Annotated in this window: 11 protein-coding genes; 7 read left to right on the top strand and 4 right to left on the bottom strand. The window is 70.9% G+C overall.

Going from position 1 to position 14,144, the window contains the following annotated elements; all coding sequences use genetic code 11:
• Positions 1–25 precede the first annotated feature (25 nt).
• Positions 26–505 (bottom strand): GNAT family N-acetyltransferase, encoded by a 480-nt coding sequence (locus tag ACFU8Q_RS11590; protein ID WP_384451265.1) that lies wholly within the window; start codon positions 503–505, stop codon positions 26–28.
• A gap of 147 nt (positions 506–652) precedes the next feature.
• On the opposite strand from ACFU8Q_RS11590, the gene ACFU8Q_RS11585 reads away from it, so the two are divergent.
• The gene (locus ACFU8Q_RS11585) at positions 653–1,468 is read left to right on the top strand and encodes an exodeoxyribonuclease III (RefSeq protein ID WP_384451262.1); all 816 of its coding nucleotides are present in this window, start codon (positions 653–655) and stop codon (positions 1,466–1,468) included.
• Positions 1,469–1,591: 123 nt separating this feature from the next.
• Here the strand turns inward: ACFU8Q_RS11585 and ACFU8Q_RS11580 are convergent, their stop codons facing one another.
• Positions 1,592–2,260 carry a MerR family transcriptional regulator gene (locus tag ACFU8Q_RS11580; protein ID WP_384451314.1) on the bottom strand — a complete coding sequence of 223 codons (669 nt, stop codon included), beginning with the start codon at positions 2,258–2,260 and terminating at the stop codon, positions 1,592–1,594.
• Between the two features lie 168 nt (positions 2,261–2,428).
• Between ACFU8Q_RS11580 and ACFU8Q_RS11575 the strand changes: the two genes are divergently transcribed.
• From ACFU8Q_RS11575 to ACFU8Q_RS11560, 4 genes are all read left to right on the top strand, one after another.
• Positions 2,429–3,952 (top strand): flavin-containing monooxygenase, encoded by a 1,524-nt coding sequence (locus ACFU8Q_RS11575; RefSeq protein ID WP_384451259.1) that lies wholly within the window; start codon positions 2,429–2,431, stop codon positions 3,950–3,952.
• Entirely contained in the window at positions 3,949–4,908 is a 960-nt protein-coding gene (locus tag ACFU8Q_RS11570) for an alpha/beta fold hydrolase (RefSeq protein ID WP_384451256.1), read from the top strand. The genes ACFU8Q_RS11575 and ACFU8Q_RS11570 overlap by 4 nt, the downstream gene beginning before the upstream one ends.
• A complete protein-coding gene (locus ACFU8Q_RS11565) occupies positions 4,905–5,798 on the top strand; it encodes an SDR family oxidoreductase (protein ID WP_384451253.1) in 894 nt (297 codons plus the stop codon). Before ACFU8Q_RS11570 ends, ACFU8Q_RS11565 begins: the two co-directional genes overlap by 4 nt.
• A gap of 83 nt (positions 5,799–5,881) precedes the next feature.
• Complete coding sequence (locus ACFU8Q_RS11560) at positions 5,882–6,097, top strand: hypothetical protein (protein WP_384451251.1); 216 nt, start codon at positions 5,882–5,884, stop codon at positions 6,095–6,097.
• 135 nt (positions 6,098–6,232) lie between these two features.
• Here ACFU8Q_RS11560 and ACFU8Q_RS11555 read toward each other — a convergent pair whose 3' ends face one another.
• Positions 6,233–7,264: a serine/threonine dehydratase gene (locus ACFU8Q_RS11555; protein WP_384451249.1), complete on the bottom strand. Its 1,032-nt coding sequence runs from the start codon at positions 7,262–7,264 to the stop codon at positions 6,233–6,235.
• Between the two features lie 321 nt (positions 7,265–7,585).
• The gene (locus tag ACFU8Q_RS11550) at positions 7,586–10,894 is read right to left on the bottom strand and encodes a S41 family peptidase (RefSeq protein WP_384451246.1); all 3,309 of its coding nucleotides are present in this window, start codon (positions 10,892–10,894) and stop codon (positions 7,586–7,588) included.
• Positions 10,895–11,059: 165 nt separating this feature from the next.
• Here ACFU8Q_RS11550 and ACFU8Q_RS11545 point away from each other — a divergent pair, with 165 nt between their 5' ends.
• Entirely contained in the window at positions 11,060–11,632 is a 573-nt protein-coding gene (locus ACFU8Q_RS11545) for a TetR/AcrR family transcriptional regulator (protein WP_384451244.1), read from the top strand.
• A gap of 146 nt (positions 11,633–11,778) precedes the next feature.
• Entirely contained in the window at positions 11,779–14,049 is a 2,271-nt protein-coding gene (locus ACFU8Q_RS11540; protein ID WP_384451241.1) for an MMPL family transporter, read from the top strand.
• Positions 14,050–14,144 lie beyond the last annotated feature (95 nt).

Below are 14,144 nucleotides of genomic sequence, written 5' to 3'. Positions count from 1 at the left end.
CCAACGCCCGGGGAGCGCGGGGTCGCTACCGCAGCGGCTTCGCGAAGCAGAGGCTGCTCTCGTATGTGCGGTAGTGGCCGAACTTCTCGCACGGGGTGTATCCGCTGGACGTGTACAGCGCGATGGCCTCGGGCTGCTTGTCCCCGGTCTCCAGCACCATCCGGCTACGGCCCGCCGCCCGGGCGTCGGCCTCCAGGGCGGCCAGGATGCGGCGCGCAAGCCCGTTGCCACGACCCTCGGGTATCACGAACATCCGCTTGATCTCGGCGTCGCCGTCGGAGTAGCCCTCCTCGTTCCGCTCCTGGGAACGCCAGCCTCCGGTGGCGACGGGGCGGCCCTGCGCATCGTAGGCGAGGAGGTACAGACCGTTCGGCGGCTCGAACATCGAGGCGTCGAGCGGTGTGACATCGCCCTCGTCGTCGTACCGCGCGGCGTATTCGAGCTGCACCTGGTCGTTGAGTTTGACGGCGTCGGGGTGGTCGAAGGCGCGCGGATGGATATTCATGCGGAACATCGTACAGGTATGCGGATCCCTGTGTCGGTATCGTGCCGGAATGCTCACTGTGACGACCGTGAATGGGTGGTGCACCCGGCGCCTGGTCCAGGAGCTGATTAGCCGGATATGAACTGACCGCGGTAGTAGGAGCATGTTTTGTACACAGTGACCACCGTCAATGTAAATGGGCTCCGCGCCGCCGCCAAAAAGGGCTTCGTCGAGTGGCTGGCCCGGACCGAAGCCGATGTGATCTGCCTGCAGGAGGTGCGGGCCGAGCCGCAGCAACTGCCCGACGAGGTGCGTGACCCCGAGGGCTGGCACACCGTGCACGCACCGGCCGCTGCCAAGGGGCGGGCGGGCGTCTCGCTCTACACCCGGCGTGCGCCCGAGCGCGTGCAGATCGGGTTCGGTGGCTTCGGGGCCGCCGGGAGCGAGGAGTTCGACGCGAGTGGCCGCTATGTCGAGGTCGACCTGCCCGGCGTCACGGTCGCCAGTCTGTATCTGCCCTCCGGCGAGGTCGGCACGGAGAAGCAGGAGGAGAAGGAGCGGTTCATGGCCGCGTTCCTCCCGTACCTGAAGGGCCTCAGGGGGCGGGCCGCGGCCGACGGCCGTGAGGTCGTGGTCTGCGGCGACTGGAACATCGCCCATCAGGAGGCCGACCTGAAGAACTGGAAGGGCAACAAGAAGAACTCCGGCTTCCTCCCCGAGGAGCGGGAGTGGCTGACCCGGGTCTTCGGCGAGGCCGAGTACGTCGATGTCGTACGGGCGCTGCACCCTGAGGAGGAGGGGCCGTACTCGTGGTGGTCCTACCGTGGGCGGGCCTTCGACAACGACACGGGCTGGCGGATCGACTACCAGGTCGCGACGCCGGGGCTGGCCGCCCGCGCGGTGAAGGGCTGGGTCGAGCGGGCCGCCACGCACGGCGAGCGGTGGAGCGACCACGCACCGGTGACGGTGGTCTTCGACCTGTAGGTCTCCGCCCTGTGGTTCTTCGCCGTGCCGGTCGTCGGCCTGCCGGTCGTCGGCCTGTAGGTCGTCGGCCTGTAGGTCTTCGCCGTGTCGGTCGTCGGGCGTACGCGGTTCCGGCCCGCCGCGTCAGGGAGCCGGCTTGCGCGGCGGGCGTGCGTTGTCCTCGCGGCGCATGCGCCGGTCCAGCGCCATGGAGAGCTCGGCATCCACCACCGCGCGGGCCAATGGGCGAAGTTGGGGCGGTTCGGGCGCGTCGCCGCGGGCATTCTCGTCGCTGTGGGCTTCGAGGACACTCACGAAGAGTTCGGCGAGCGCGTCCGCGTGTTCGCGGACCCGGCGGCCGGCCGAGAGCACCGTGGCGAGCGGCACCCCTTCCCGTACCAGCTGCGCCGAGACCTCCAGCAGACGACGGCTGATGTGGACGATCTCGTCGCCGTCGGTGGCCAGATAGCCAAGGTCGAGGGCGGCGGCCAGATTCTCCGGGGTGACCTCGCCCTCGAAGTAGTCCGCGAGCTGTTCGGGGGTGAGGCGGACCGGTGTCTCCTCGCTCGGTTCGCCCAGGCCCAGTACCTCGGCGACATCGCGGCCGCTCTCGAAGGTGCGGGCGAGATCGGCGATGCCGGTCAGGGTGTGACCCCGCTCCAGGAGGCCGGCGATGGTACGCAGCCGGGCCAGGTGGTGGTCGTCGTACCAGGCGATGCGCCCCTCGCGGCGGGGCGGCGAGATCAGGCCGCGCTCCCGGTAGAAGCGCACGGTCCGTACGGGGATGCCGGCCTCCTTGGCCAGCTCCTCCATCCGGTATTCGCGGTGCTCGCGTCCCTCAGCCACATCCGCACCCTATGTTGTACCGCCGGTAACTTTCCCTTGCCGGACCCCTACCCATCGGTACGGAGGTCCTCTACTCTCCCAACAATGCCAGTGATTGCTGGCGGAGTCGTGTGACGTACCGCGGGAGGCGGCAGCATGGCCCAGCACGAGCACGTACGAGTGGCGGTGATCGGATCCGGATTCGGGGGCCTCGGGGCCGCGGTCCGGCTGCGCCGCGAAGGCATCACGGACTTCGTCGTCCTGGAACGGGCCGGTTCCGTCGGCGGCACGTGGCGCGACAACAGCTATCCGGGCTGCGCCTGCGACGTACCGTCCCACCTCTACTCGTTCTCGTTCGCGCCCAACCCCGAGTGGCCCCGCACCTTCTCCGGGCAGGAACACATCCGCGCCTATCTGGAGCATGTCGCGGACACCTTCGGGCTGCGCCCGCACATCAGGCTGGGCCATGAAGTCATGAAGATGAGCTGGGACCGCGACGAGCTCCACTGGGTCATCGGGACCGGCAACGGGGCCACGTTCACGGCCGATGTCGTCGTCTCCGCGACCGGGCCGCTCTCCGACCCGAAGACGCCGGACATCCCAGGGCTCGACGGCTTCCCCGGCAAGGTCTTCCACTCGGCCCGCTGGGACCACGACTACGACCTGACCGGCAAGCGCGTCGCGGTGATCGGCACCGGCGCCTCCGCCATCCAGATCGTGCCCTCGATCCAGCCGAAGGCCGCCAGCCTGACGCTCTTCCAGCGCACCCCGCCCTGGGTCATGCCCCGCATGGACCGCAGGATCAGCGGCGCCGAGCGCTGGCTGCATCGCACGCTTCCCGTCACCGGCACAGCACGCCGCGGACTGCTGTGGGGCATACGGGAGTTGCAGGTCAGCGCCTTCACCAAGCGCCCGAACGAGCTGGGCCTGGTCGAGAAGATAGCCAAGTCCAACATGGCCCGGTCCATCAAGGACCCGGCGCTGCGGGCCAAGCTGACCCCCTCGTACCGCATCGGCTGCAAGCGCATCCTGCTCTCCAGCGCCTACTATCCGGCGCTCGCGCAGCCCAACGTGGACGTGGTCGCTTCCGGTCTCGCCGAGGTGCGCGGCTCCACGGTCGTCGCCTCCGACGGTACGGAGACCGAGGTCGACGCGATCATCTTCGGCACCGGCTTCCACGTGACCGACATGCCGATCGCCGACCGGGTGGTGGGCGTGGAAGGCAGCACGCTCGCCGAGTCGTGGAAGGGCGGCATGCAGGCGCTGCGCGGCGCGAGCGCGGCCGGCTTCCCCAACTGGATGACGATCATCGGCCCCAACACGGGGCTCGGGAACTCCTCGATGATCCTGGTGATCGAGTCCCAGCTGAACTACATGGCTGATTACCTGCGCCAGTTGAACGTGCTGGGCGGCCGGGTCGCACTCGACGCGCGGCCCTCGGCGGTCGGCGCGTGGAACCGTCGCGTCCAGGACCGGATGAAGCGCACCGTGTGGAACACCGGCGGCTGCACCAGCTGGTACTTGGACGCCAACGGCCGCAACACCACGGTGTGGCCGGGCACCACCGCCGAATTCCGCAAGGCGACGCGGTCGGTCGACCTCGCGGAGTACGAGATCGTGCGGATACCGAAGCGGGCCGCTGCCGCCGGGCGGCCCGTCGCCGAGGAGGTCGTGGGATGAGCCGGCTGGTGCGGCGGGACGACGCCCCGCCGGTCCCCGCGCGCGAACTGACCGCGCTCTCCGCCGACGGCGCCCGGATCCACGTCGAGGTGTACGGGCCGGACGGCGCCCCCGCGGTGGTCCTCGCACACGGCTGGACCTGCAACACCCACTTCTGGGCCGCGCAGATCCGGGACCTGGCGGTGGACCACCGGGTCGTCGCCTACGACCAGCGGGGCCACGGCCGTTCGCCCGCTGTCGGCCGCGAGGGCTACAGCACGAACGCCCTCGCCGACGACCTCGAAGCGGTGCTGGCCGCCACCCTCGCGCCGGGCGAGAAGGCCGTGCTCGCGGGGCACTCCATGGGCGGCATGACGATGATGGCGGCCGCGCGGCGGGCCGGACTGCGGGCGCACGCGGCGGCCGTACTGCTGTGCAGTACCGGCAGTTCGCGGCTGATCGCCGAGTCGCTGGTGGTGCCGTTGCGGGCCGGGGCCGTCCGGACCCGGATGACCCGCGCGATTCTCGGGGCACGCGCCCCGCTGGGGCCGGTCACGCCGGTCTCCAGGCGGATACTCAAGTACGGCACGATGGGAGCGGGTTCGGCCCCGGAACGGGTCGAGACCTGCGCCCGGATCGTGCACGCGTGTCCGCGGGTGGCCAGGGTCGCCTGGGGACACGTCCTCGCGGACCTCGATCTGGACGCCGGGGTAAGGGAGTTGCGGGTGCCCACGGCGGTGATCGCGGGTACGGAGGACCGGCTGACGCCACCCGTGCACGCCCGCGCCATCGCTTCGGCGCTCCCCGACTGCCTGGGCCTCACCGAACTGGCGGGCACGGGGCACATGACACCGGTGGAGGCGCCCGAGGCGGTCACCGCGAAGATCCGGGAGCTCGTCACCGCGTACGTCCTCCCGATCGGTGCGGACGGTACGGACGGTGTGGACGGTACGGCCGAGAAGGAGGATGTCGCATGAGCGACCGGCGGAGTCTCGAAGGACAGGTCGTCGTCGTCACGGGCGCGGCGCGTGGCGTGGGTGAACTGCTGGCCCGCAAGCTCTCGGCGCGCGGCGCGAAGCTCGCGCTGGTCGGCCTGGAGCCGGACGAGCTGAAGAAGGTGTCCGAGCGGCTGCATTCCGAGAGCGACCACTGGTTCGCGGACGTCACCGACCACGAGGCGATGGCCCGCGTCGCCGAGGAGGTCAAGGAGCGGTTCGGGAAGGTCGACGTCGTCGTCGCCAACGCCGGAGTCGCGTCGGGCGGCCCGTTCATCGACTCGGACCCGGACGCGTGGCGGCGGGTCATCGAGGTCAATCTGATCGGCGGTGCGGTGACGGGCCGGGCGTTCCTGCCGGTCCTCATGGAGAGCCGGGGCTACTTCCTCCAGATCGCCTCGCTCGCCGCGATAACGCCCGCGCCGATGATGACCGCGTACTGCGCGTCCAAGTCGGGGGTCGAGGCGTTCGCGCACAGCCTGCGGGCCGAGGTCGGCTACCGCGGGGTGAAGGTCGGGGTCGGCTATCTGTCCTGGACCGACACCGACATGGTGCGGGGCGCCGACCAGGACGACGTCATGCGGGAACTGCGGCAGCGGCTGCCCTGGCCGTCGAATCGTACGTACCCGCTGGGCCCGGCGGTCGACCGGATCGTGGCCGGTATCGAACGGCGCTCCGCGCATGTGTACGCGCAGTGGTGGCTGCGCGGGATGCAGTCCGTACGGGGCTACCTCCCCGCGGTGATCGGGGTTGTCGGGCAGCGGGAGATGCGACGGTTCGGTCCCCGGCTGGAGGGCGTGAGCAAGGGGCTCATGGGCGCGGGAGGCGCGGCGGACCGGGACGCGCGGGCGGTGCGTACGCAGCGTAAGTGATCGAAATGCGATGAATGCCGGGGCGTGTAACTCTGGTCGAGGCCCTTACGGGCCGTCCCCACGCACCAACTAGGAGTAACAGCATGGGTATCGCAGACCAGTTCAAGGACAAGGCGCAGGAGCTCGCCGACCAGGCGAAGAAGAAGACGAACGAGGGCAAGGGCACGGGCCGCGAGGCCCGCGGCGAGGGCCGGGAGCGGGCGCAGGGCGCGTCGCAGCGAGCCTCGAAGACGTCGCAGCAGGGCCGTGACAGGGCCCAGGGCGCTGCGGACGACACCCGCGAGCGCTTCGACCGCTGACGCGATTCGCGACACTGCGCGTTGCCTGTGAGGGGCGTGCCCGGGTCTCCGGGTGCGCCCCTTTCGCGTGGCGTGGACCGGGGCTTTCGGCGGGGCCGCCGGCCAGGGCGGCAAGTCCCGGCCGGCCACCGGATCTCAGTTCTCGGCCGGGTGCACCAGATCGCTCGGGTCGGTGTTCGCCCCGCACAGCACCACGGCGACTCGCTCGCCCTCGCGCGGCCGGTATCCGTGACACGGCGCCGTCGGCCCGTTCGGAAGGTCCGCAGCGGTGAGCGCGGCCAGTGCGGTGGCGGCAGCGTGCTCGACGGCGACGCGGCGGTCGTCCCACAACTCCTGGCGGGCGCGGACGATTTCGTCGTCCGGTACCAGGACGGAGCGGACGTCGTCCCGGCGGGCGGCGTGCAGGGCCAAGGCGGTGGCGCGTCGGGCGCCGAGGGCGTCGATGGCGATCGAGTCGACGGGGACGTCGACCGGGCGACCGGCCTCGATGGCGGCGTTCAGCGCCCGGCAGTTCTCCGGCTCGACGGCGACCGTGCGGATTCCGTGGTGCCGGGCGGCGGTGGCGACGCCGGCGAACAGGCCGCCGCCGCCGACCGAGACCACCACGGTGTCCAGGCCGGGGATTCGGGCGTGGATCTCCTCCAGCAGGGTGCCGGCCCCGGCGGCGATCAGCGCGTGGTCGTAGGCGTGTGCGGCGAGGGCACCGGACGCGGCGGCGAACTCCTCGCACGCTTCGAGGGCTTCGGCGTACTCCGCGCCGACCACCCGCACGTCCGCCCCGAAGCCGCGGAGCTTGGCCACCTTCACCGCCGGGGCGGCGGTCGGCACGAACACCGTGGCCGGCACGCCCTGCTGCTGGGCGGCCCACGCGCAGGCCAGCCCGGCATTGCCGCCGGAGGCGATGGTCACCCCCGCGCTCGGCAGGGTGCCTGCCTCGCGGTGGGCCTGGATGAAGTTCTGCGCGCCGCGCGCCTTGAAGGAGCCGGTGTACTGCATGAACTCCAGCGCGAACCAGACCTCGTAGGGCTTCTCGGGCCCGTCGTCGAGGAGACCGCGGTGAGCCGTGCGGATCGTTCCCGGGGCAACGGGGGCGACGGTGACCGGGCGGATGTGCCCGGCGATCCGGTCGGTAGCGGCTTTGATGTCGTCGTACGTGAGCTGGTGCACTCGTTGCTCCTGCCGAGAGAGGCCACATCCGGGCGATGAGTCGGGCCGGGATGGTACGGGTGGGGAAGAACGCGCAGACGATTGTCGCCTGTCTGCGCCCCGGCCTCGCGGAATCAGCTCCTCGCGTATCCCCGTGAGGGTGGCGCGCCACTCCTCCTCCGGGGCATCGGCCCGCTTTCCGCGGTCGCTGCATCATCCAGCTTATGCAGGCGCGAGACCCGGCTCGGTCGATCTCGTCGCCGCCCATGATACCGAGGAGGCGGGAGAGGCCCCGGAGACAGGCATCGACCTCGGCGTCGGTGAGGTCGCTGCCCACCCGGCTCAGGATCGCGCTGCGGGGTACCGCGGCGGCAGGGGCGGACGCCGTCGGTCCGGGACCGCGTCGTACGTCGGCGGGGTCGCCGCCGGGTGCGCGGCCAGCAGGTCCAGGGCCACCCGCACCGCGTCGTCGAGTACCGCGTACCGGCCCTCGGCCCAGTCGAGCGGGGTGCGCAGGGCCTCCAGGTCCGGTTCGACGCCGTAGTTCTCGACCGACCAGCCGTACGTGTCGAACCAGGCCGCGTTCATCGGCACCGTGATCACCGTGCCGTCGCCCAGCCGGTGCCGGCCGGTCATGCCGACCACGCCGCCCCACGTCCGCTGGCCCACCACCGGGCCCAGCTTCAGCAGCCGGAACACGGCGGTGATCATGTCACCGTCGGAGGACGTCGCCTCGTCGGCCAGGGCGACCACCGGGCCCCGGGGCGCGTTGGAGGCGTAACTGACCGGCTGGGCGTTGCGGGTCAGGTCCCAGCCGAGGATCGTGCGGGTGAGCTTCTCGACCACCAACTCGCTGATGTGGCCGCCCGCGTTGCCGCGTACGTCGACGATCAGCGCCGGGCGGGAGACCTCCATGCGCAGGTCGCGGTTGAACTGTGCCCAGCCGGAGCCGCCCATGTCGGGGATGTGCAGGTACCCGCACTTGCCGCCGCTCAACTCCCTCACGACCTCCCGGCGTTTGGCCACCCAGTCCTGGTAGCGCAGGGGGCGTTCGTCGACCAGGGGGATGATCGCGACGCGGCGGGAGGGGCCCTCCCCTTCGGGTGGGCGGAAGGTGAGTTCCACGGTGGTGCCGCCCGCCGCGGAGAGAAGGGGGTACGGGCCCGCCACCGGGTCGACGGGGCGGCCGTCGACATGGGTGAGGACCGCGCCCTCCCGGATGCCCGTACCGGCCAGCGGGGAACGGGCCTTGGAGTCGGAGGAGTCACCGGGCAGGATGCGCCGGATCGTCCAGTCCCCGTCCCGGCACACCAGGTTCGCGCCGAGCAGCCCGATCGCCCGCTGGTAGTGCGGCGGTCCCTCGTTGCGGCGGGCCGGTGCGACGTACGCGTGCGAGGTGCCCAGTTCGCCCAGGACCTCACGCATCAGATCGGCGAACTCGTCGGGGGAGGCGACCCGTTCGACCAGCGGGCGGTACTGGTCGAGCACGCCGTCCCAGTCGATGCCGCACATGTCCGGGTCCCAGAAGTACGAGCGGATGATGCGGCCGCCCTCCGCGTAGGCCTGGCGCCACTCCGCCGCCGGGTCGACCTCGTGCAGGATGCGGCGCAGGTCGAGGTAGACCGTCGAGTCGCTGTCGCCGATCTCGGTGGCGGGGACGGCGCGCAGCTCGCCCTCGTCCATGACGACCAGCCGCGTCGCGTCGCCGCTGACCGCGAACCAGTCGAGGTGGCCGACGAGTTCGGTCTTCCTGGCCTTGGAGATGTTGAAGTGTTCGAGGGTGGGGCGGCCCGACATGTCCGCCGGGTTCGCGAACGTTTCACCGAGCGCGCCGGAGATCGGCCAGCGCAGCCAGACGAGCCCGCCGCCGCTCACCGGATGAAGGGCCGAGTACTTCGATGCCGAGACCGGGAACGGCGTCACCCGGTTCTCCAGCCCTTCGAACTCGACCGTGACCGTCGACGGTCCCTCTCCCGTACCCGCCTCGGGTACGTCGTCGGCCGGGTCGAGACCGCCCGCCGCCGGGCGTCCCTCCGGCGACAGGGCGAACGGGGAGGGCGTCGCCGAGGAGAGCGGCACCAGGTACGGGCGGCAGCCCAGCGGGAAGGAGAGGTCCCCGGTGTGGACGTCGTACACCGGGTCGAAACCGCGCCAGGAAAGGAAGGCGAGGTAGCGTCCGTCGCCGGTGAAGACCGGATTCTCGTCCTCGAAGCGGCCGTTGGTGACGTCGACGATCACCGGCGACCCCGTCCCGAGGATGCGGGCCAGTTTGATCTGGCGCAGCGAACGACCGATCCCGGGGTGCGCCCAGGTCAGCCAGGCGCCGTCCGGCGAGAACGCCATGTCGCGGACCGGGCCGTTGATGGAGCGGATCAGTTCCACCGGCTCCCCCGTGGACGTCTCCTCGTCCGTGTCCAGGAGCAGCAGCCGCCCGTCGTTCGTCGCGATCGCCAGGCGTTCGCCGTCCGGGTCGGAGACCAGTTCGTGGACCCGGCCGATCTGTCCGGAGGCCAGCCGGCGCGGCGCACGGTCGCCGCTGGCGCGCGGCAGGTAGGCGATCTCGATCGCGTCCTCGCCGTCGGCGTCCGTGACGTAGGCGACCTGGCCGCCGCTGCCGAGCATCTCGGGCAGCCGGACCCGGACCCCCGGGTTGTCGGCGATCGTCCGGGCGGGGCCGTCGCGGTGCGTGAGCCAGTACAGGCTGCCGCGTACGGACACGGCGCTGGCCCGGCCCGTCTCGTCCACGGACAGCGCGTCGATGTTGCTGGCGGCCGGCACCTGGTGCGTACGCCGTCCGACGCGCGGCCCGCCGAGCCGTACCTCCAGTTTCCGCGGCGCCGCGTCCGGCGACGCCAGGTCGTCCACCAGCCACACGTCGCCCGCGCACTGGTAGACGACCCGGCGGCCGTCGCTGGAGGCATGCCGGGCGTAGAAGGCGTCGTGGTCCGTGTGGCGGCGCAGATCCGTGCCGTCGGGCCGGCAGGAGTACAGATTGCCGACGCCTTCGTGGTCGGAGAGGAACGCGATCCGGTCGCCGACGAACATGGGCGAGTCGAGGTGCCCGCCGATGTCCGGGAGCAGCCGCTTGCCGTGCAGCCACAGCCGTCCCATCGCCCCGCCCCGGTACCGCTTCCAGGAGGCCGGTTCGTGCGGCGGCTTGCCGGTGAGCAGCAGGGTGCGGCGCTCGCCGTCGATGTCGGCGACCGCGATGTCGGAGACCGGCCCCCAGGGCAGCTTGCCGCCGGGGCTGCCGTCCGTGGGGAGGGTGTAGGCCCAGGAGGTGTGTGAGAACGGCTGGTTGTGCGAGGACACGGCGAGGATCTGGGCGGCGTCCCCGGGATCGGGCGTCCAGCCGCAGACGCGGGCGTCCGTGGACCCCCAGTAGGTGAGCCGCCTCGCCGGGCCCCCCTCGACCGGTGCGAGATGGATCTCGGGGTCGAGGCTGCGCCAGGTCGTGTAGGCGATACGGCTCCCGTCGGGGGAGAAGCGCGGGTGGCTGACTCTGGTCCGGTCGACGGTCAGCCGCCACGCGCGGCCCGGCCGCTGCCCCTCCGGCGCGAGGGGGGCGACCCAGAGGTCGTCCTCGGCGGCGAAGCAGAGCAGATCGTCGTGGAGGTGCGGGAATCGGAGATACGCGACGTCGTCACTCACTCTTCAATGCTTTCCGCGCGCGGGGGCCCCGGCAACTTGTGGTGCGGAACACAAGCGAAACGATTTCGTTTCGCTGGACGGGCGGGGTACCGTCGATGTGTACGAAACAGTTTCGTTCCATCGACTGATGTACGAGAACGAGAAACGGGAACGGGAGGTCGACCCATGGCGCGCACCCGGCTCACGCCCGAGCGCGAGAGCGAGCTGTACGCTGCCGTGCTCGACCTGCTCCGCGAAGTCGGCTACGACGCCCTGACCATGGACGCCGTCGCCGCCCGTACCCGTTCCAGCAAGGCCACCCTCTACCGCCAGTGGGGGAGCAAGCCCGAGCTGGTCGTCACGGCCCTGCGGCACGACAAGCCGGTGTCCCTCGCGGAGATCGACACCGGCTCTCTGCGCGGCGACTTCCACGCCGCACTGAGCCGCAGCGACGACTGCCAGATGGAGAAGAACTCCGCGCTGATGCGGGGCCTGAGCCATGCCGTCCACGACAATCCCGATCTGCTCCAGGCCCTGCGCGAGCTGCTGGTCGAGCCGGAGATGACCGGCCTCGACACGCTGCTGCGCCGAGCCGTGGACCGGGGTGAACTGCGTCCGGACAATCCGGCGCTGAAATACGTACCGCACATGCTGGTCGGTGCCTTCACCGCCCGGCAGCTGGTCGAGGACCGCGTCGTCGACCAGGCGTTCCTCACCGATTACGTCGACTCCGTGATTCTCCCCGCTCTCGGAGTCTGACCCCTTCGCGCGACAGGTCCGTTCAGCGCGACCCGTCCCCTTCGTACGGCCCTCTCCCCAAGCCCCACCTGACACGCCGCTCTCGTCGTCGGGCTGGTTCCTCACGCCCATTTCCACTCACACGACCTGACCGGGAGTACGACTCCGTGGCCACATTCCTCTACAAGCTCGGACGGCTCGCCTTCCGGCGCCGCCGCTATGTCGCCCTGATCTGGGTGGCACTGCTGGCACTCGCCGGATTCGGCGCGGCTTCCGCGTCCACCGCCACCTCCAGTTCCTTCTCGATCCCGGGTACGGAGGCTCAGCGGGCCTTCGACCTGCTGGAACAGCGCTTCCCCGACGCCAGCGCCGACGGCGCGACCGCGCGGGTCGTCTTCAAGGCCCCCGACGACCAGAAGATGACGGACCCGGCGAACAAGGCCGAGGTGAACAGGCTCGCCGACGCGCTGAAGTCCGGCTCGGACCAGGTCGCCTCCGTCACCGACCCGTACACCGCGGGCGCCGTCAGCAAGAACGGCTCCACGGCGTACGTCTCCGTGTCCTACAAGGTCAACTCGATGGAGCTGACCGACGCGACCCGCACCGCTCTGGAGGACGCTGGCCACGCGGCGCAGAAGAGCGGGATGACCGTGGAGATCGGCGGTGACGCGCTCCAGGTGATGCCGGAGACCGGGGCCACCGAGATCATCGGCGTCGCGATCGCCGCGGTGGTGCTCGTCATCACGTTCGGCTCGCTGATCGCCGCCGGACTGCCGCTGCTCACCGCTCTGATCGGGGTCGGCATCGGAGTCTCGACGATCACGGCCCTGGCGAACGTGCTCGACCTGGGCTCCACCACCTCCACCCTCGCGATGATGATCGGCCTCGCGGTCGGCATCGACTACGCGCTGTTCATCGTCTCCCGCTACCGTGCCGAGCTGGCCGAGGGCCGGGAGCGCGAGGAGGCGGCCGGACGGGCCGTCGGCACGGCCGGTTCCGCGGTCGTCTTCGCCGGTCTCACCGTCGTGATCGCGCTGGTCGGCCTCGCCGTCGTGAACATCCCGATGCTGTCGAAGATGGGCTTCGCCGCGGCCGGCACGGTCGCGATCGCCGTCCTCATCGCGCTCACCCTGGTCCCGGCCATGATGGGCTTCGCGGGCAAGCGGGTCATGGGACGCAAGGCGCGCAAGGCCGCCGGGGCGGAGAGCGGGTCCGGGGCGGAGAGCCGGCCCGAGCCGAAGCCGAACATGGGCACCCGCTGGGCGCGGTTCGTGCTGCGCAAGCCGGTCTGGGTGCTGCTGGCCGGTGTCATCGGCCTCGGTGTCATCGCCGTACCGGCCGCCTCCCTGGAGATGGGCCTGCCGGACGACGGCTCCCAGCCCACCAGCACCACTCAGCGGCGCGCCTACGACCTGCTCTCCGACGGCTTCGGCCCCGGCTTCAACGGGCCGCTGATGGTCGTCGTCGACACCGCGAACAGCTCCGACGGCAAGACCGCGGCCAAGCAGGTCTCCGACGAGATCTCCGGCATCCCGGGCGTCGTCGCCGTCTCCCCGGCCCAGTTCAACAAGGCCGGCGACACCGCGATGATCACCGTCGTCCCGAAGGACCGGCCGAGCTCCACCGAGACCGAGAACGTCGTCCACGCGATCCGTGACACGGGCAAGGACATCAAGTCCGGCACGGGCGCCGAGGTTCTGGTCACGGGCTCCACCGCGATGAACATCGACTTCTCACAGAAGATGAACGACGCGCTGCTGCCGTACCTGGCGCTCGTCGTCGGCCTCGCCTTCCTGCTGCTGATGCTGGTCTTCCGGTCGGTGCTGGTGCCCCTGAAGGCGGCCCTCGGCTTCCTGCTCTCGGTCGTCGCGGCCCTGGGCGCGGTCGTCGCGGTCTTCCAGTGGGGCTGGCTCGGCTCGCTCTTCGGCGTGGAACAGACCGGCCCGATCATGTCCATGATGCCGATCTTCATGGTGGGCGTGGTCTTCGGTCTGGCCATGGACTACGAGGTCTTCCTCGTGACCCGGATGAGGGAGGCGTACGTCCACGGGGAGAAGCCCGGCCAGGCGATCGTCACCGGCTTCCGGCACGGCGCCCGGGTCGTCACGGCCGCGGCCGTGATCATGATGGCGGTCTTCGCCGGCTTCATCGGCTCCAGCGAGCAGATGGTCAAGATGATCGGCTTCTCGCTCGCCATCGCCGTCTTCTTCGACGCGTTCGTGGTCCGCATGGCGATCGTGCCCGCGGTCCTCGCCCTGCTCGGCAAGCGTGCCTGGTGGCTGCCGCGCTGGCTGGACCGGATCCTGCCGAACGTGGACGTGGAGGGCGAGGGGCTGCGCAAGCAGCTCGGCGAGACGTCCGAGGGCGGCGCCGGCGGACTCGGCGGTGACGGACGCGGCGGCGACGCCGAGGGTGAGCGCGAGCTGACCCGCGTCTGACCCATGGAGCCTCCGGGGCCCGCGTCTGAGCGGAGCGCGGCCCCGGATGCGCCGGTTACCTGTGGGGACGGGGGGCCGGGGCAACGACGGAAGCC

The organism is Streptomyces sp. NPDC057543 (assembly GCF_042801895.1).
Classification (GTDB): Bacteria; Actinomycetota; Actinomycetes; order Streptomycetales; family Streptomycetaceae; genus Streptomyces.
Note: the sequence above shows the minus strand (reverse complement) of the source record. Positions and strands in the feature narration are given on the sequence as shown.